General features: G+C 65.4%; 14 protein-coding genes. 5 read left to right on the forward strand and 9 right to left on the reverse strand.

What is annotated here, in order from left to right; all coding sequences use genetic code 11:
* The first annotated feature begins 112 nt into the window (after positions 1-112).
* Positions 113-310, forward strand: a complete 198-nt coding sequence (locus AC1D34_RS07935) for a hypothetical protein (protein ID WP_441490085.1) — start codon at positions 113-115, stop codon at positions 308-310.
* Between the two features lie 295 nt (positions 311-605).
* Entirely contained in the window at positions 606-1019 is a 414-nt protein-coding gene (locus tag AC1D34_RS07940; RefSeq protein WP_441490084.1) for a hypothetical protein, read from the forward strand.
* A 76-nt stretch (positions 1020-1095) separates the two neighbouring features.
* On the opposite strand, the gene AC1D34_RS07945 is transcribed toward AC1D34_RS07940, so the two are convergent.
* Positions 1096-2346 carry an MgtC/SapB family protein gene (locus tag AC1D34_RS07945; protein WP_476823940.1) on the reverse strand — a complete coding sequence of 417 codons (1251 nt, stop codon included), beginning with the start codon at positions 2344-2346 and terminating at the stop codon, positions 1096-1098.
* A 193-nt stretch (positions 2347-2539) separates the two neighbouring features.
* On the opposite strand from AC1D34_RS07945, the gene AC1D34_RS07950 reads away from it, so the two are divergent.
* Complete coding sequence (locus tag AC1D34_RS07950) at positions 2540-2698, forward strand: hypothetical protein (protein WP_441490082.1); 159 nt, start codon at positions 2540-2542, stop codon at positions 2696-2698.
* A gap of 197 nt (positions 2699-2895) precedes the next feature.
* Positions 2896-4134 carry an MFS transporter gene (locus AC1D34_RS07955; RefSeq protein WP_441506069.1) on the forward strand — a complete coding sequence of 413 codons (1239 nt, stop codon included), beginning with the start codon at positions 2896-2898 and terminating at the stop codon, positions 4132-4134.
* Positions 4135-4304: 170 nt separating this feature from the next.
* On the opposite strand, the gene fabI is transcribed toward AC1D34_RS07955, so the two are convergent.
* The 7 genes from fabI to AC1D34_RS07990 form a co-directional block, all read right to left on the reverse strand.
* Positions 4305-5081 (reverse strand): enoyl-ACP reductase FabI, encoded by a 777-nt coding sequence (gene fabI, locus AC1D34_RS07960; protein ID WP_441506070.1) that lies wholly within the window; start codon positions 5079-5081, stop codon positions 4305-4307.
* Between the two features lie 4 nt (positions 5082-5085).
* Positions 5086-6270 carry an ABC transporter permease gene (locus AC1D34_RS07965; protein ID WP_476823941.1) on the reverse strand — a complete coding sequence of 395 codons (1185 nt, stop codon included), beginning with the start codon at positions 6268-6270 and terminating at the stop codon, positions 5086-5088.
* A gap of 1 nt (position 6271) precedes the next feature.
* On the reverse strand, positions 6272-9010 hold the full coding sequence (gene rbbA, locus AC1D34_RS07970) for a ribosome-associated ATPase/putative transporter RbbA (RefSeq protein WP_476823942.1): 2739 nt from the start codon (positions 9008-9010) through the stop codon (positions 6272-6274).
* Positions 9010-10056: an HlyD family secretion protein gene (locus AC1D34_RS07975; RefSeq protein ID WP_476823943.1), complete on the reverse strand. Its 1047-nt coding sequence runs from the start codon at positions 10054-10056 to the stop codon at positions 9010-9012. Before AC1D34_RS07975 ends, rbbA begins: the two co-directional genes overlap by 1 nt.
* A gap of 62 nt (positions 10057-10118) precedes the next feature.
* A complete protein-coding gene (locus tag AC1D34_RS07980; RefSeq protein WP_441490076.1) occupies positions 10119-11333 on the reverse strand; it encodes an acetate/propionate family kinase in 1215 nt (404 codons plus the stop codon).
* A gap of 3 nt (positions 11334-11336) precedes the next feature.
* Positions 11337-12311 carry a phosphate acetyltransferase gene (locus tag AC1D34_RS07985; RefSeq protein WP_476823944.1) on the reverse strand — a complete coding sequence of 325 codons (975 nt, stop codon included), beginning with the start codon at positions 12309-12311 and terminating at the stop codon, positions 11337-11339.
* An 8-nt stretch (positions 12312-12319) separates the two neighbouring features.
* Positions 12320-14620, reverse strand: coding sequence for a DUF3141 domain-containing protein (locus tag AC1D34_RS07990; protein ID WP_476823945.1), 2301 nt, complete (start codon positions 14618-14620; stop codon positions 12320-12322).
* Positions 14621-14944: 324 nt separating this feature from the next.
* Between AC1D34_RS07990 and AC1D34_RS07995 the strand changes: the two genes are divergently transcribed.
* Positions 14945-15454, forward strand: coding sequence for a hypothetical protein (locus AC1D34_RS07995; protein WP_476823946.1), 510 nt, complete (start codon positions 14945-14947; stop codon positions 15452-15454).
* A gap of 181 nt (positions 15455-15635) precedes the next feature.
* Here the strand turns inward: AC1D34_RS07995 and AC1D34_RS08000 are convergent, their stop codons facing one another.
* Complete coding sequence (locus tag AC1D34_RS08000; protein WP_476823947.1) at positions 15636-17627, reverse strand: acetyl/propionyl/methylcrotonyl-CoA carboxylase subunit alpha; 1992 nt, start codon at positions 17625-17627, stop codon at positions 15636-15638.
* Positions 17628-17629 lie beyond the last annotated feature (2 nt).

The following is a 17629-nucleotide window of genomic DNA, read 5'->3' on the forward strand; positions in this document are numbered from 1 at the left end:
GACCCAGCATTCCCACTCGGGCATCCCTGCGTCACGCTAAGTGAGGTGCCTCACATATTCGACCGGCCGGAATGCGTAGTCTTTCACGCACTGACGAATGTCGGAGCGCACCATGAGCCCCACCTGTGACGAGAAGCTTGAGCAGTTCCGGCGCAGGGAGGTCGAACGCGCGCAGAAGGCAGGCCTGTCAGCCTATATCCTGAACGAAGACGGCAGCGTGATCCGCATCGCTCCCGACGGCAGGCTGGATCTGATTGTCGTTCAACTCGGTAGCCAACACGCACAGGCCCCCGGGGCTCGCTCTCGATAGCTCACGGCCCGACCTCGGGCAGTCGTACTGCTTGCCCCGGGGCAGTCCCCGAGCCCCGATGTTGGCGGATATCGCCTGGGCCGCTTGACGGTGTCATGCCGCGTCAGCCCGCTCGCCCGCCGCGTTCACAGGTCGATCGCAGCCTCGGTCAATGACGAGCGGCAGCCACCGGAGGCGCCGACTCGCGACTCGACACGGGCCTGCAACAGGTGTGATCTCGACAAGAGCGCCGAGGGCTGCGACGACGCAGGCCTTCCAAGCCGTGCAAGTGCTGGTTGTTCCGGGAGGCCTCACCATGACGCGCAGGTTCACCGCAGCTTTGTCCTTCATGCTCTCCCTGGTTCTGGCAGCGCCGGCCGGGGCACAGATCGGCACGCCAGGGAACGCGCCGCTCACACCCGGTGGCCCCAGGCAAGGTCTTGGGCCCCCCTCGCTCAGCGACAGTGTGCCGGATATCCGATTGCATTCGAGTGGCGGCGGGATCCCGGGCGCAGGCCCGCCGATCGGCTATGGAGGCACGCAGCCGCTGGGCAACGCCGGCATCGGGGCCGGATATGGCATGGTCGATCGCCGAGCGGTCAGAACGACCGGCCGGCACTGCCAGACATCGAGCCGGATCTGCGTGCTGAAGGGCGCGGCGCCTGTCAGGTCCGGGTGCTCATGCCGATTGTCCAATGGCAAACGCGCGCGGGGCCATGTCGTGCCGTGAGGCTGCCGAACGGAGGCCGTTGGGCCCGACGGGAGCCCGAACCAACTGCGCGCCGCGCCCTGTTGGAAGGCGCGGCCTATCGAAACGCCGCCAGAAGCCCTGCCGCGACGGCGAGGCCGCTTACGCAGCCGACCCGCAGGCCAAGCGCCATGCCGCCCGTGGAGGCGGCGAGCCCGGCCTTGACCAACGTGTTGACGCCTGTCGCGAGCAGGATCGCATGGCCCGCGAGCGTCGGGTCAATGACGCCGAGCGCCATGCGCGACATCGAGATCACGACCGCATCGACATCCGCAATGCCGGACAGGGCGGCTGTGACGAGCACGCCCGCATCGCCGAAATGCTGCTGCAGCAGGCGTGCGGCAAGCATCACCACCGCGATGAACGCGGCCATCTTCAGAGCGGAGCCGAGTTCCAGTGGATTCGAGATCTTCAGCTCCGGGCGCTCGGAGGAGCCGCCAGTTTTGATCAGCATGATGCCGGCGCCTGCCGCCAGGACGCCGCCGGCGCAGGCAAGGGGCAGTGCAAGGAGCGGGATCAGGACCGGGTTCAGTGCCATGGCAACCACGGCGACGCGCAGGACCATCACCACCCCGGCGATGAGGATGCCGGCGCTGAGCAGACGGCCGGAATCAGAATGCTGGCGCGCGAGCCCGGCCAGGGTCAGCGTTGTCGCGGTGGAGGAGGCGAGGCCGCCGGCGATCGCCGCCATGATCACGCCAAGGCGGTCGCCAAAGATCCGGACCGCGACATAGCCTCCGAAGGACACGGCCGCGATCAGGATGGCGAGCAGCCAGATCGAATAGGGATTGATCGATCCCCATGGGTCGATCGGCCGGTTCGGCAAAATCGGAAGCAACAGGAACGACATCGCGAGCAGGGTCAGGACCGAACGGATTTCCTGCCAGCTCAGCGAGGCCACCCACCGGTGCAGCTGTTCGCGCAACGCCAGCAGCAAGGTCATCGCGACTGCGCCTGCAATCGCCGCAGTGAGATCGCCCACCACGGCGAGCGCGCCCAGCATGAAGGTCAGCATCCCGGCGATGACTGAGGTCGCACTGACATTCTGCTCGGCGCGCGCCTCCAGCCAGTGGAAGGCGCCGAAAGCCGCACTGTATCCGAGAAAGACCAGGCCGATCGCGATGCCCCCGAGCTGCTGGCCGATGGCTCCGGTCACGCCGCCGAGCAGCCCGGACAGCGCGAAGGTGCGCAGGCCCGCGGCGCGCTGGTGGTCATCCTCGTCACGCGTGCGCCAGCCACGTTCGAGACCGACCACGAGCCCGATGGCGAGGGAAACGGCGAGGCGGCTCAGGAGGGCGTGTTCATCCATATCGGTCTGCGGCTTGGCTCGGGCGTGGCGATCGTTCGACGAGCATATCGGAAGCGGCCGGTTCGGATAGCGCCCAGGGCGCATCCCATGTGGCACCCGCGGCTGTCATCTGCAGGTCATTCAGGCGGTCTTTAGACCAGCCCATGTCGTCATCGCGGGCGGCCTGGCCCGTCTTATGGTTGGTGAGTTGGTCATGAATCGGCTGGTCATTATCTACTCGGAAGAGGACTACGCCTGCGCTTGCGAGCGCCTCGAGGAACTGCGCACCAGGCCGGATTGCCGGGCGAAGGACGAGGAACTCGACGCGATCCATGATGCCATGCTCGCCTGGGAGCTGAGGCAAGACGACTGACATCCAGCGGACGGTTCTGCTGCTCGCCCGTCGCGAACTGGCAGGCACCCGAGTCCGTGTTGCGACGCACTCAGCCCACATTCTCACGCTAGCCACCCTGGACCGCCCGAAGAATCTCCGGGGCGGACGTCGCATTCCTGCGGGCGCGCGACACTCTGGCCGGCATCTCTCGGCCGCTAGCGAAAGGAGCCTGGCCGATGCTCGTGCAGATCGGAACTCTCATCGCCGCGACGAGCCTCATTCAGCTCGCGAACGGCTTCTTCAACACCTTCCTGTCCCTGCGGCTGACGATCGAGGATTTCGGTTCCACGCTGAACGGCGTCGTGCTCAGCGCCTATTTCATCGGCTTCACCATCGGGGCGGTCGGGTCCGGGCAGGTGATCCAGCGCATCGGCCATATCCGCGCCTATGCCGCATTCGCGGGCATGGTGGTGGTTGCGACAGCCACGATGCCGCTTCTTGTCTCGCCATTGGCCTGGATCGTTTGCCGCGCCGTCATCGGCATGGGCTGCGTCGGCCTGTTCATCACCACGGAGAGCTGGCTGAACGCCAAGGCGCAGGCGGATCAGCGCGGGCGGGTGTTCTCGATCTACATGGTCGGCACGTTCCTGGCGCTGGCGCTCGGCCAGTTGCTGATCGGCAAACTCGCCATTCACTCCATGACGCCCTTCAACATCATCGCCGTGCTCTTTGCACTTGCCCTGGTGATGGTCAGCACGACGCGCGCCGAGGCGCCGGGGATCGCACCGGAGGCGACGCTGCGCTATGGCGAGTTGACCCGGCAGGCGCCGGTGGCCGTGGTCGGCTGCGTCATCAGTGGCATGATCAGCAGTGCCTTCTACGCGCTCGTACCGGCCTGGATGCTGAGCAATGGCGTGCCGCAGCAGACGATCGCGCTCTTCATGCTGGTCGCGGTGCTGGGCGGCCTGGCGCTTCAGGTTCCGGTTGGGCGCCTGTCTGATCGTGGCGACCGCCGGCTGGTTCTGGCCGGCCTCGCGCTCGGCTTTGCGGCGGCGGCCCTGCTGCTCGTCATGCTGCCCCCCAAGCTTGCCGCGGTGCTGCCTGTGGCGGCGGTGCTCGGCGGCTTCATGTCGACRCTCTATCCGGTCTGCGTCGCCCATGCGCTCGATCGCATGCCCTCAGATCGCGTCGTTGCCGTCAGCGGCAGGTTGATCCTGGTCAGCGGCTTCGGCTCGGCCCTGGGGCCGATGCTCGGTGCCGCCGTCATGTCGCGCTTCGATATTGGCGGGCTGCTCTATTTCATGGCGGCCGCGACCATCCTGCTCGCCGCGGTCTCCGGCCTGCGCGTGCTCGTCAAGGCGCCGCCTGTCCGGGTCGAGCGTCCCTTCGAGATCATCGACCCATTGACGGCACCGATCTCGCAGGAGCCGGAAGCGACGGATCCGGACGGAACGCCGCGCGCTGTCCCCGCCTGAAGCGTGCGGCAGGCAGCCTCAGGCATCGGCCCGAAAAGTGGATTACGGTTTTCGGGAAAGCCGATGCAAGCACAGAGAATCATCGGCCCGAAAAGTGGATTACGGTTTTCGGGAGGGCCGATGCAAACGCAGAAGATCACCGGCCGGGATACGATGTCCGGTCCGATGACCTAACCCATGATGTGATAGCCGGCATCGACATAGATCGTGTTGCCGGTCATGCCGGTGGCGGCATCGCTGATCAGGAAAGCGGCGACCTGCCCGACCTCGTCGATGGTGACGACGCGCCCTTGCGGAGCCCGCGCCGCGGCTTGGGACAGAAGCTCGTCGAAACCGGCAATGCCGCCGGCGGCGCGTGTCTTCAACGGGCCCGGCGAGAGCGCGTGCAGGCGGATGCCCTTCTGGCCGAGTTCATGGGCGAGATAGCGGGTCGTGCTCTCGAGCGCAGCCTTCACCGGTCCCATGATGTTGTAATTGTCGAGCACCTTCTCGGCGCCGTAATAGCTCATGGTCAGGATCGCGCCGCCCGCGCTCATCAGCGGCTCGGCCTTGCGGGCCATTTCGATCAGCGAATAGCAGGAGACGCGCATCGCCTGTTCGAAGCCGTCCCGCGTCACATCGACGACCCGGCCATGCAGGTCGTCGCGCGGTGCAAACGCGATCGAGTGGATGACGAAGTCGAGCTTGCCCCAGCGCCTGGTGATTTCCTCGAACACGGCGTCGAGCTGCCCGGGCATCTCGACATCGAGCGGCATGATGATCGGGCTGCCGAGTTCCTCCGCGAGCGGGCGCACCCATTTCTCGGCCTTGGCGTTCAGATAGGTTATGGCCAGCTCCGCGCCGAGCCGGTGCAGGACCCTGCCGCAGCCGAAGGCGATGCTGTCCTCGTTGGCGATGCCGACGATCAGGCCCTTCTTGCCGCGGACGATGTCGTCGATCGTGCCCATCTGACTAGTCTCCGAAGATCACGCGGCGGAAACGGCTGAGCGCATAGGTGAAATATACACTGCCGATGACGACCAGCGCGACGAGCTGCAGCCAGACCACGGAGAGGCCCGCGCCGCGATAGAGCACGGCCTGCGAGAACGCCACGAAATGCGGTGTCGGACTGATGATCTGCATCACGTATTGCAGCCAGACGGGCATGCTCTCCATCGGCGTGCTGGAACCCGACAGGAGCTGCATGATCACCAGAATCGGAATGGCGAGCAGCCCGAACTGGCCCATCGAGGTGGCGAGCGTGCCGAGCATGATGCCGAGCGCCGCGACCGTGAAGGCGTAGAGCGCCGCACCCGCCAGGAAGAGCGTCAGCGAGCCGGCGATCGGCACCTGCAGCCACCATTGCACGACGACCGCGAGCGACAGCCCGGCCGCGACCAGGATGACGAGCCCGTTGGCGATGATCTTCGCCAGCATGATCTCGGCCGGCACGACCGGCATCACCAGCAGATGCTCGACCGTGCCCTGTTCGCGTTCGCGGATCAGCGCCGCGCCGGTCAGGATCACCGTCAGCAAGGTGACATTGTTGATCACCTGCATCACCGAGGTGAACCAGGCCGAATTCAGGTTCGGATTGAACTTGGAGCGGATGACGACATTGATGGGGGCGTTGGTCACGGTTTCCCGGCCGGCCAGGAAATTCGTCACCTCCTGCGCGATGATCGACTGGATATAGACCGAGCCGTTTCCGGCCTGGGTCATCGCGGTGGCATCGACATTGAGCTGCACGGATGCCCGCCGGCCGGAGAGAAGGTCGGCCTGGAAGGAGGGCGGGATCTCCAGCACAAAGACCAGCCGGCCGTGATCCATCTCCTCGTCGATGTCGCGTGCGCTGATCGTCACCGCGCTCTTGAACAGCGGTGGGTTCAGTGCGTTCTGGATCTGGCGCGAGAGATCGGAGCGGTCCTCGTCGACAATGCCGACGGTCAGGTTCTTCGCTTCGGTCGAAGCGCCGGTCGCCACCGTGTAGACGGCGATGCTGAAAGCATAGACCACGAGGATGAGCATGACCGGGTCAGCCCGGATGCTGCGCAGTTCCTTGATGACGAGCTGGTAGATATTGGCCAGATGCAGTCGAAGGCCCGTTGGCCCTTGCTGCGCTGGTTCCGTCGTGGCGCTGGTTCTCTCCGGCGACATCTCAGAGCTCCTGTTTGCGCAGGAGAAGCTGCGAGACGACGAGGAAAAGGACTGCGAAGCCAGCGAGCATGATGAGGTTGAACGACAGGTCGTCGAACCCCAGGCCCTTTGTGAAGGCGCCGACGCTGACCGGCTGATACCAGGCCGTCGGGAAGCCGAGCCCGATCATCCGTGCTCCGCCCGACAGCGAGGCGACCGGAACGAGCAGGCCCGAGAAGTTCACCGCCGGTATGATCGACAGGATCGCGGTGGCGAATACGGCGGAGACCTGTGTCCTGGTGAAGGTCGAGATTAACTGGCCGAAGCCCGTCGTCGCGATCACGTAGAGCAGGGTGCCCAGGATCAGCATCGCGATCGAGCCCTTGATCGGCACCCCGAAGAGGATGATCGCAAGCAGCACCAGGAGCACGACGCTGATCATCGCGATCGCGATATAGGGCAGCTGCTTGCCGAACAGGAACTCGAACTTGGTGATCGGCGTCGACTGGAAATTGGCGATCGAGCCGGTCTCCTTCTCCCTCACCACCGCAATGGCGGACATGATGGCCGGGATCAGGATCAGCATCAGCATGATCACGCTCGGCACCATCGCATTGACGCTCTTGAAGGCCTGGTTGTAGCGGAAACGGGTCTCGACATTGACGAGACTGGCCGCGCTCGTGCCGGCACTGTTCTGGGCGAGCCATTCCTTGGCGTATTGCGCGGCAAGCCCGGTGACGTAGCCCTTCGTCGTCTCGGCGCGGAACGGCATGGCGCCGTCGAGCCAGACCGCGACCTCCGGCTTCCTGCCGGATTGCAGGTCGCGCCCGAAGCCGGGCGGGATCTCGATTGCGAGCTGCAACTCGCCGTTCCTCAGCCGCTGGTCGAGCTCCTCGGCCGTCCTGATCGGCGCACGCTCGTCGAAATAGCGCGAGCCGGAAAAGGCCTCGATCAGCTGGCGGCTTTCGGGGGTATTATCCTGGTCGAGCGCCGAGAAGCGCAGGTTCTCGACATCAAAGGAAATGCCGAAGCCGAAGGCGATCATCAGGACGAGCGGGCCGAGGAAGGCGAAGGCGAGCCGGATCGGATCGCGCAGCAGCTCCATCGTCTCGCGCCGCGAATAGGCCCAGAGCCGCTTCGGGTCGAAGCGGCGCGGGGGCCGGATGGGTTCCGGCGGCGGGAGTACCGCGTTCGGGTCAGGCGCCTCCGGTTTCGCTTCGCGATCGATCCCTGCGGCCTCGGCGAGATAGTCGACGAAGGTGTCCTCTAGCGAGGAGCTTCCACGTTCCCTGACCAGTTCCTCCGGTGTGCCGACTGCGAGCACCTTGCCGGCATGCATCAGGGAGATGCGGTCGCAGCGCTCGGCCTCGTTCATGAAATGCGTCGAGAGGAAAATCGTCACGCCGTCATCGCGCGAGAGATCGATCAGCGTGCGCCAGAAGGCGTCGCGCGCGATCGGGTCGACGCCGGAGGTCGGCTCATCGAGAATGAGCATGGCCGGCCGATGGAGCACGGCGACCGCAAGCTGCAGGCGCTGCTTGATGCCGAGGGGCAGGCTGTCGGGCCGCGAGTCCACCACATCCCTGAGGTCGAAGCGCGCGAGCAGCTCCGCGATGCGACCTTCGATCTCATCGTTCGGCAGGTGATAGAGCTTTGCGTGGAGTTCGAGATTCTGCCGGACCGTGAGTTCGGTATAGAGCGAGAATGCCTGCGACATGTAGCCGACATTCCGGCGCGTCTCCATGTCGTTGGAGCCCATCGGCTTGCCGAACAGCTTGGCCCAGCCCTCGGTCGCCGGCAGCAGGCCGGTGAGCATCTTCATCGTCGTCGATTTGCCGCAGCCGTTCGAGCCGAGGAAGCCGAAGATCTCGCCGCGCTCGATCCGGAAGCTGACATGGTCGACGGCCGTGAAATCGCCGAAGCGTCGGGTCAATCCCTCGGCCTCGATCKCCGGCACGGCGCTGTCGCTGGCCGGGCGCGGGCGTACGATGACCTCCTGGTGCTGCGCCCGCTTTGCCTCTGGCAGCAGCGCGATGAAGGCGGCTTCCAGGGATTTCTGTCCCGTCTTTTCAAGGATCTCGGAGATCGGCCCGGAGGCGATCACCTTGCCGTCATCCATGGCGGCCAGCCAGTCGAAGCGTTCGGCCTCGTCCATATAGGCGGTGGCGACGATCACACTCATTTGCGGCCGCCGGCCACGGAWGGTGTTGATCAGGTCCCAGAACTGGCCGCGCGAAAGCGGGTCGACACCGGTGGTCGGCTCGTCGAGGATGAGGAGGTCCGGGTCGTGGATCAGGGCGCAGCACAGGCTGAGCTTCTGCTTCATGCCACCCGACAGCTTGCCGGCCGGGCGGCCTTCGAACGGGTCGAGACCCGTCGCCTTCAGCAATTCGTCGATCCGCCGCCTGCGCTCAGCTGCGCCCTGGCCGAAGAGCCGGCCATGGAAGTCGATATTCTCGAAGACGCTCAGCGTCGGATAGAGATTGCGGCCTAGGCCCTGCGGCATATAGGCGATGCGGGCGCCCTGCTTCTCGCGATGGGCCTTGTCGGCCATGTCGCCACCGAAGACCGTGACATGTCCGGTCTGGATTTCCCTGACGCCGGCAATCAGGGCGAGCAACGCAGATTTGCCGACGCCGTCGGGACCGATCACCCCCACCATGCGGCGGGAGGGGAAGTCGATCGAGACATCGTCGAGCGCAACCGTTTTGCCGTACCGGTGCGAGACATGCTCGACCTTGGCAATGACGCCGTCGTTCATCAGGGGAGCTTCACGGTGAGATCTTCGGGCCACTGGATCGACGGGCTGGTCCGGACGAAGCCCATGCCGCGCACCCCTGTCTTGGCCTGGCGGTGATATTTCTTCAGGACGCGCGGATCGATCTGCAGCTTGACGCGGAACATCAGCTTCTCCCGCTCGTCGGCCGTCTCGACGCTCTTCGGCGTGAACTGGGCGTCCGCCGCGACGAAGCCGACATTGGCCGGGATGACATATTGGGGCAGCGGATCGACGGTGATCCGGGCCTCGTCGCCAAGGGCGAGCAGCCCGGCCTGTGCGGCCGGGAGATAGATCGTCATGTAGACATCGCTAAGATCGAGCAGCGTCAGGATGCGCGCGCCTGCGCCGACGACCTCGCCCGCGCGTGCGAGCTGGTACTGAACCCGGCCGCTGCGGGGCGCGACGAGCGTCATGTCGACGAGAACCGCCTCGATGCGGTCGACCTCGGCTTCGGCGCTCTTGATCGCGAACTGCGCCTGGTCGCGCTGGGCCTCGGCTGCGACGAGCGCGGCCTTGGCGGTATCTGCCTTGGCGACGCGCTGGTCGAAGGTCTGCCTGGTCAGATAGCCCTTGTCGACGAGCTGCTGGCCACGCTCCAGCTCAGCCTGGCTGAGGGTGATCTCGCTCTTGCGCTGGACGATCAGCGCATTGGCTTCCGCCAGCCCATGCTTGGCCTTGAGAACCTGGGATTGGGCGCCGCGAAGCTGGGCTTCGTATTCCGGCGACGAAATGCGCGCGACCACTTGCCCGGCGGTGACGTCGTCGCCCTCATTGACGAGCACCTGCGACAGGCGGCCGGCATATTTGGCGGAGATATCGATCTGCGTCGCCTCGATACGGCCGTTCGACTTGGCAATCCCGCTGGGCATCGAGCCGCTGCGCAAGCGCTGGAGGAGCGCCTGGATCTTCGACTGGGCCTGGGCTGGCGCCGTGATCGAGAGGTCGCGCGAGACCGGGGCGAGCACGCTGCCGACGGTCAGGAGCGCCACCGCCAGGGCTGTCGCTGCGGGTAGACGGACCACTATCATCATCACTCTCCGAGCTCGGCGGTTGCGCTTGCGGCGAGAACCGGCTGCTTCCTGATCCTGCGTTATGACCGCGCGGGCTCTCGCGCAGCCACTCCGGTGCTCCGAAGCAGCCGCAGCGTATGCTGCGCGATCATGCGTTCCTCGTCCGTCGCGACGACGAAAATCTGCGTCCGGCTGCCTTCGGCATCGATGCGCCTGTCATTGCGCAGGTTGGCCTCGGCCTTGAGCGACAGTCCTGCCCAGTGCAGGCGATCAACCACGTTCTGTCTGACCTGCCAGGCGTTCTCGCCGACGCCGGCCGTGAAGACGATGCCGTCGAGCCCACCGAGCGTGACCGACAGGCTGGCGATGGCTTGCGCGACGCGGAGGCTGAAGAAGTCGATCGCCATTGCGGCCTCGGGCCTCTCGCTCTCCTGCAGTTCGCGCACATCGTTGCTGATGCCGGACAGCCCGAGCAGGCCGCTTTCGTGATAGAGCATCTGGCCGACTGCGGCCGGGCTCATGCCCTTCTGCTCGATCAGATGCAGGACGACACCGGGATCGAGCGAACCCGAGCGCGTTCCCATCGGCAGTCCGTCCAGCGCGGTGAAGCCCATCGTCGTCTCGATGCTGCGGCCGCCCTGCAAGGCGCAGACGGAAGCCCCGGAGCCGAGATGGGCGATGATCACCCGCTTGTCTGCAATCTCCGGTGCGATGCCGTACAGCGCCTTCGAAACATATTCATAGGACAGGCCATGGAAGCCGTAGCGCCGGACGCCCTCGTCATAGAGCGCACGCGGCAGGGCGAAACGGTCTGAGAGTTCGGGATGGCCGCGATGGAAGGCCGTGTCGAAGCAGGCGACCTGCGGCAGGTCGGGCCGGCGTTGGCGCAGCACGCGGATCGGGTCGAGATTGCTGAGCTGATGCAGTGGCGCGAGCGGGATGAAGGTTTCGAGCGTCTTCATTACCGCGTCGTCGACCAGCACCGGTGCCGAATAGACCGGGCCGCCATGGACGACGCGATGGCCGATGCCGATGATGGCCATGTCCCGGATCTCGCCGACGACCCAGTCGGCAACGACCTGTTGCGCCTGCGCCGAGTTCGCAACCTCCGCGACGGTGAAGCTGCGCTCGATCAGCGACGTTCCGTCATGGCTCTTTGCCTTGAGCCGCGGACGGGTTCCGATCCCGTCCACGGCGCCGCCGAACATCAGCTCGATATCATCGCCTGCAACGCAGTAGAGCTTGAACTTGATGCTCGAGCTGCCGGCATTGACGACGAACAGGACCTCGGTCACCGGCTAGGCTCCGATTGGCTTGGCCTGCAGCAACGCATGGGCATAGAGCCCGGCAACGGCGCAGGAGGCGAGGCGGGTCCGGACATTGTCGGCGCGGCTGGTCAGAATGATCGGCACGCGCGCGCCGAGCACGATGCCGGCGGCATCGGCCCCGGACAGGAAGGTCAGGTTCTTCGCCAGCATGTTGCCGGCTTCGAGGTCGGGCACCACCAGGATCTGCGCGCGGCCCGCGACCGGCGAGACGATGCCCTTGATGCTGGCCGCCTCCGGGCTGATCGCATTGTCGAGCGCCAGTGGCCCATCGAGCAGGCCTCCGGTGATCTGGCCGCGATCGGCCATCTTGCAGAGCGCTGCCGCCTCGATCGTGCTGGGGATCTTGGTGGTCACGGTCTCCACGGCCGAGAGGATCGCGACCCTCGGGGCCCCCAGGCCGAGCCCGACATGCAGATCGATGGCGTTCTGGATGATGTCGCGCTTGGCGTCGAGATCGGGAAAGATGTTCACGGCCGCGTCGGTGATGAAGAGCGGCTCGGCATAGGACGGCACATCCATGATGAAGACATGGCTGACGCGCCGGCCTGTACGCAGGCCGGTCTCCTTGTTCGTGACCTCGGCGAGCAATTCGTCGCTATGCAGGCTGCCCTTCATCAGCAAGGCCGCCTTGCCTGCATGCACGAGCTCGACCGCCTTGGCGGCGGACGCATGGCTATGCGGTGTATCGACGATCTCGAAACCCGCGATGTCGAGCCCATTCTCCTTTGCGGTCGCGATGATCCGCGCGGTAGGACCGACCAGGATGGGTTTGATCAGGCCCAGCGCCGAGGCATCGAGGGCCCCTCTCAGGGAAGACTCGTCACAGGGATGGGCGACGGCCGTCGCGACCGGCGGAAGCGCGCGCGCCGTGGCGATCAGGCGCTCGTATTTGCCGCGCGCATCGCCTGACTTGGGGGCTGCGGCGGATTGGTAAGGCTGAACCATTCTGCGCCTCACTTCCTCGGCGATGATCTGCGGCGGGGCGCTGCCTTCGACGGGGTGTCGAGGACTGTTCGTTCTTGCACAGCCGTCTGGCTCGGCAGGCGGTGCAGATTGCTTGCGGTCTCGTGCTGCTCACGCGCCGGCGAAGAGGCAGGAAACATCCTGCTGATCCGCTCGAAACGGGCAAGCGCTTCGCCTTCGAGGGGCCCTGCAGCGGTCAGAATGTCGTGAAATTCCTCGAGCGAAATATGGGGCGCCTCGGCTTGCAACACCGTGGCGATCGCTGCGACCGCCGCTTCGCCGTCGAAGCGCAGCATGAAGAACTGTTCGCGGACGTTGAGCTTGAACTGCTGCAGCGTCATGCCGTCGAGACTTTGATGCTTGCCGTGCAGGCGACGCAGGACGGCAAAGATCCGTTCGTCGATTCCGCCGCGCGCCGCCAGGACGTACATCACCGCCCGCAGGATCGCGATCTTGGCGCTGATGCGGCCGACCCGTTGAGTCAGGTCGGAACGACCTGCTTCGAGCGCCGCGACGCCGCGCTCGCGATCGGCTGGCCACGGGCGCGCCGTCTCGTCGGTGACGCCGAGCGCCGCCTGCAAGGCAGGCGCGCCGTAGATCTGTTTGAAGACGAGTTCGGTCGTGGAATCCCGGATGTCGCGGAACAGGTCGAGCGAGGCGACGATGTTCTGCGAGATGATCTCCTGCCAGGCCAGGAATGGATTGTCCGGGGCTGCGGGGCGGCGGTGTTCCCGCACGAGTTCCGCCCAGCCGCTGACGCCGCGCATGAACGGGTTGTTGTGCGAAAAGATCTCGAACTGTGAGCGCAGCGGATTGAGCCGGCGTTCCAGCTCTGCAGCGGGCGCCGTGGCAGTAGCCTGCACGAATGGGCGCAGCCAGGTCTTGTAGAAACTGGCATTGATCTCGGAGACCCTGGCGACTGTCGCGAACCGGCGGTCATCCTCCGCCGTGTTCAGCCCCAGGGCGCGAATGTCGTCGAGGCTGCGCGCCTCGAAGCGCAGGATATTGTTGCCGGTCACAAGATCCGCGTAGTCCTGGCCGGGCTCGCGCGGCGTTATGACGGCTTCCCAGAGTCCTGGCGGCAGGATGTCGATCAGATCCATGTTCTCCGTGAGCTCGGTATGTTCCTTCTTCGCTACGGAGCTTGAAACGAAGACGCCGAGATGTCCGGCCTGCGGGTGGATGGAGTAGACGATCGTCTGCTCGGCTGCGATCAGGGCGAGGTCGCTTCCATAGAGATCGGTGATCCAGCCGAGCGCCTGCTGCGGCGGCGTGATGTTGTCGCCCCAGGAGCAGAWCACGACGATCGGCGAGGCGACTTCGCGCAGGTCGATCCGCTTGCCGGAAGAGAGCGTCACTTCCCCCTTGGTCAGCTTGTTGCCGACGAAGAGTTGCTCGACGATGAATTCGATCTCTTCGCGGTTGAGCAGCACATGCCCGCCCCACCATTTCTCGAAGGATAGAAAGCGTTCGGCCTCGGTATCGACCTTCGACCAGACATCGTAGAGCTTGCTCCACCAGGTGTTGGCCGGGTTCAGCTTTTCGAAATTCTGAACGAGATAGGCGCCGTCGAAGATGCCGGCGCCGAGATCTCCGGTCAGCGAGGTGAGCCAGGAGCCCCCCAGCATGCCGCCGGAATATCGCATCGGGTTGAGCCCGTCCTTGCCATTCCAATAAGCCAGCGGCGCGCCCGCGGCCATGATCGGCCCCATCAGTTCGGGCCGGGCGGCGGCGAGCCCGAGGACGGCCCAGCCGGCCTGGCAGTTGCCGATGACGCAAGGCTTGCCGGAATAGCCGGGATGGCGCCTGGTGACGGCCTCGATGAAGGCAGCCTCGGCGCAGCCGACATCCTCGATCGTCTGGCCTTTGACCGGATCCGGCAGGAAGCCGATGAAATAGCAGGGATGTCCGGCAGCGAGCGCTGCGCCGATTTCGCTGTCGGGTTTCATGCCGCCGATGCCCGGACCATGGCCGGCACGCGGATCGACGACGATGAAGGGGCGTGAGGACTCGTCCGTGACGACGCCTTCGGGTGCAATGATCCGGACCAGGCCGTAATTGACCGGACGGGGCAGGCTACGGCCGCTCATGACGATCTCGAAGCCAAATCCGAGGACATTGGGGGCCGCCATCGCCAGATGGTCGAGGTAATTGTCGCCGCGCCGGTGCAACACATCGAGCATCAGCACGTTTCGCTGGGCGGCGTCGACCAGATACGCGGCGAGGTCGGAGCCGGAATCGGCCGTCGCAGCGGCAGCGCCGGGCGACGTCACGGAATATGCGCTCACCATATCGTTGTCCTCATATGGCCGGGGGCCGATACGTCAGAAACTTCACGATGATCTTTCGCACTGCAATATCACCAGACTGAGACGCCCGCGCAACCTATGCAAGAGGGGCTTGTCATATGCGGCATTCGCCGGCGCGGGGAATTGACTTCAATCAAGTCGGCTCGCCGGCAGGATGTTGAGGATTCAATGCAATATCCTTAGCCGGAATATGGGCGTAGCTCTTGGCGCGATCATGGGAAATGGCGGTGACTGATGGCTGACAATGCAGCTCCGGGCTTGCGGAGTGCGAGCACGATTGAGTTGAGCCTGACCGATGGTGCACAGTTGTTCAACACGCTCGATCCGTTTCCCTTCCGCCAGCGCGACCTGTCGGGGGATGCCGAGCAGTACATCGTCGAATGGGCGGAGGAGCTGCCCAAGGATCGCGCCATTGAAATCCTCATCGACATCGCGGCGGACGGCGAATCCGGCGGCGCGGCGCCCGATCTTGCTGCGGCCATCGGCAATTGGTTCGACGGGCGTGCGCGATCTGAGACAAAGGCGATGCGGCAGCTGTTTCGGGACGGTCGCTTGGCCTTCCTGATCGGCCTCATCGTCCTGAGCGCCTGTCTCTTCATCGGCTGGTGGCTGTCAGAGCGTATCGAAGGCCCGTTCGCGCGCGTGCTTCAGGAGAGCTTTGTGATCATCGGCTGGGTCGTGATCTGGAGGCCGGCCGAGATGTTCCTCTACGACTGGCTGCCCATGCTTCGCCGGCGGACGCTCTATAGGCGCCTCGCCTCCGCACGGGTTACGGTGAGGAAGACGTCCGCGCCGACGAAGGCGGTGGGCACCTAGAGCATGCTGCGAAAGAGTGGCAACGGTTTTTCGCATTGAGAATGCTCTAAATTATCAGAGTCGATCGCACCGGATCCTGTCCGGTCCGAAGATCTAACTTTCAGTGTTTGCATCGGCTTTCCCGAGGGCCTCAATCCACTGTTCGGGCCGATACGCGAGGCGATCGGCACCGCGCTCGCGCTCAGACCGGCTCGATCGCGACCAGAATGTCGCCGGCTGCCACCGTCGATCCGGCCCTCGGACCGATCCGTTGAACCGTTCCGCCGGCGGGGCTCTTCAACTCCATGAAGAGCTTCATCGATTCCAGCACGGCCACGATCTGCCCGGCCTCGACGGTGTCGCCGACGCCGACATGCAACGCCGCAAGTGTTCCTGGCATCGGTGCCCGCACGGTGCTGCCGGAATCGCCGCCCGGATCGCGGCGCGCTGCTGCGGCCTCGATCGCAAGCGCGATTTCGATCCGGCCTTCGAAGCCGCGGAGGCGCAGGAGCAGACCCTGGGTGTCGAAGACGGCGTATGCCATCTGGCTGACCMCGCTCATGGTCACCACCCACTCGGCGTCCGAGCCACCGCGACGGAGCGCGATATCATGTTGGCCACCGGCTGACGCGACGCGCAGGAAGCCATCATGGGTTTCGATAGTGAGCCGCGTCGCATCTGCGCCGGCTCCGATGGCCAGATGCGTCGTCGCCGACCTTCCGGCAGGCGCGAGAAGGCGAAAACCCTTGAGCGCATGCCATGGCGTGCCGGCGGGCTCGGTCCCGGACGCCGTGAGCCAGAGGGCCGCTGCCACCGCATTGAGCAGGCTCTGCGGCACGGCTTGCGGCTTCCAGCCTCCCGGGAAATTCTCGCTCAGGAACAGGGTTGTGGCTTCGCCCCTCGTGAAGCTCGGAGTTCTCAGGGCATCCGCCAGGAACGCACGGGTGGTCGCCGGCCCGAGCACCACCATCCCATCCAGCCCTCTGGCGAGCCGCTGGGCCGCGCTCGTGCGATCGGGCCCATGGGCGATGACCTTGGCGAGCAGGGAATCGTAATGCGGCGTGACCTCGCTGCCGGCGGCGATGCCGCTGTCGACGCGCGCCGCCTGCGGTTCCCGCCACAGCCTGATCACACCGGTATCGGGCCGGAAGCCGTGGTCCGCCCGCTCTGCCGTCAGCCTGGCTTCGATGGCGTGGCCCGAGCAGCCGATCTCGCCCTGGGCGAGCGGCAGGGGCTCGCCTGCCGCGATGCGGATTTGCCATTCCACCAGATCGAGCCCGGTGATCGCTTCGGTGACCGGGTGCTCGACCTGCAGTCGGGTGTTCATCTCTAGGAAGAACACCTCCTGCGTCACGGCATCGACAAGGAATTCGACGGTCCCGAGATTGTCGTAGGAAATCGCGCGCGACAACCTCAAGGCGTAGTCATGCAGGGCCGCGCGTGTCTCATCCTGCAGGTTCGGGGCTGGCGCTTCCTCGATCAGTTTCTGGTTGGAGCGCTGCACCGAGCAGTCGCGCTCGAAGAGATGAACGATGGCGCCGTGCCTGTCGCCCGCGACCTGGACCTCGACATGGCGCGGGCGCGTCACGAATTTCTCGATCAGCAGGCGCCCGTCTCCGAATGCGGCTTGTGCCTCGCTGCCCGCCGCGGAGATGGCGGCATCGAGATCCTCCTCCCGTTCGACCTTGCGGATGCCCTTGCCGCCGCCACCGGCAGACGCCTTGACCATGACAGGCAGGCCGACGCGCAACGCTTCCCGCTTCAGCACGTCGCGGGACTGGTCGGCCCCGTCATATCCGGGCACGCCCGGCACGCCGGCCTCGCGCGCGATCTGCTTGGAGCGGATCTTGTCGCCCATGGCATCGATGGCGGTGGCCGAGGGGCCGATGAAGGTGATGCCCGCCTTTTCGCAGGCGGCGATCAGATCGAGCCGCTCCGAGAGAAAGCCATAGCCGGGATGGATTGCCTGCGCGCCTGTCGCCAGTGCAGCCTCGATGATCCGGTCGGCTCGCAGATAGCTGTCGCGCGCGGGGGCCGGGCCGATCGCGATGGCCTCGTCTGCGAGGCGCACATGCAGCGCGTCCCGGTCCGCGTCGGAATGGACTGCAATGGCGCGGATGCCGAGACGGCGGCAGGTCTTGATGATGCGGCAGGCGATCTCGCCGCGATTGGCAATCAGGATGCTCTCGAACATGG

The organism is Allobosea sp. P1_A7 (genome assembly GCF_056406775.1).

Bases quoted from the DNA above. Each gene is read 5' to 3' on its own strand.
- AC1D34_RS07940 (WP_441490084.1), top strand. From the start codon at position 606: ATGACGCGCAGGTTCACCGCAGCTTTGTCCTTCATGCTCTCCCTGGTT.
- AC1D34_RS07935 (WP_441490085.1), top strand. From the start codon at position 113: ATGAGCCCCACCTGTGACGAGAAGCTTGAGCAGTTCCGGCGCAGGGAG.
- AC1D34_RS07965 (WP_476823941.1), bottom strand. From the start codon at position 6,270: ATGTCGCCGGAGAGAACCAGCGCCACGACGGAACCAGCGCAGCAAGGG.
- AC1D34_RS07985 (WP_476823944.1), bottom strand. From the start codon at position 12,311: ATGGTTCAGCCTTACCAATCCGCCGCAGCCCCCAAGTCAGGCGATGCG.
- AC1D34_RS07950 (WP_441490082.1), top strand. From the start codon at position 2,540: ATGAATCGGCTGGTCATTATCTACTCGGAAGAGGACTACGCCTGCGCT.
- AC1D34_RS07945 (WP_476823940.1), bottom strand. From the start codon at position 2,346: ATGGATGAACACGCCCTCCTGAGCCGCCTCGCCGTTTCCCTCGCCATC.
- AC1D34_RS07975 (WP_476823943.1), bottom strand. From the start codon at position 10,056: ATGATAGTGGTCCGTCTACCCGCAGCGACAGCCCTGGCGGTGGCGCTC.
- fabI (WP_441506070.1), bottom strand. From the start codon at position 5,081: ATGGGCACGATCGACGACATCGTCCGCGGCAAGAAGGGCCTGATCGTC.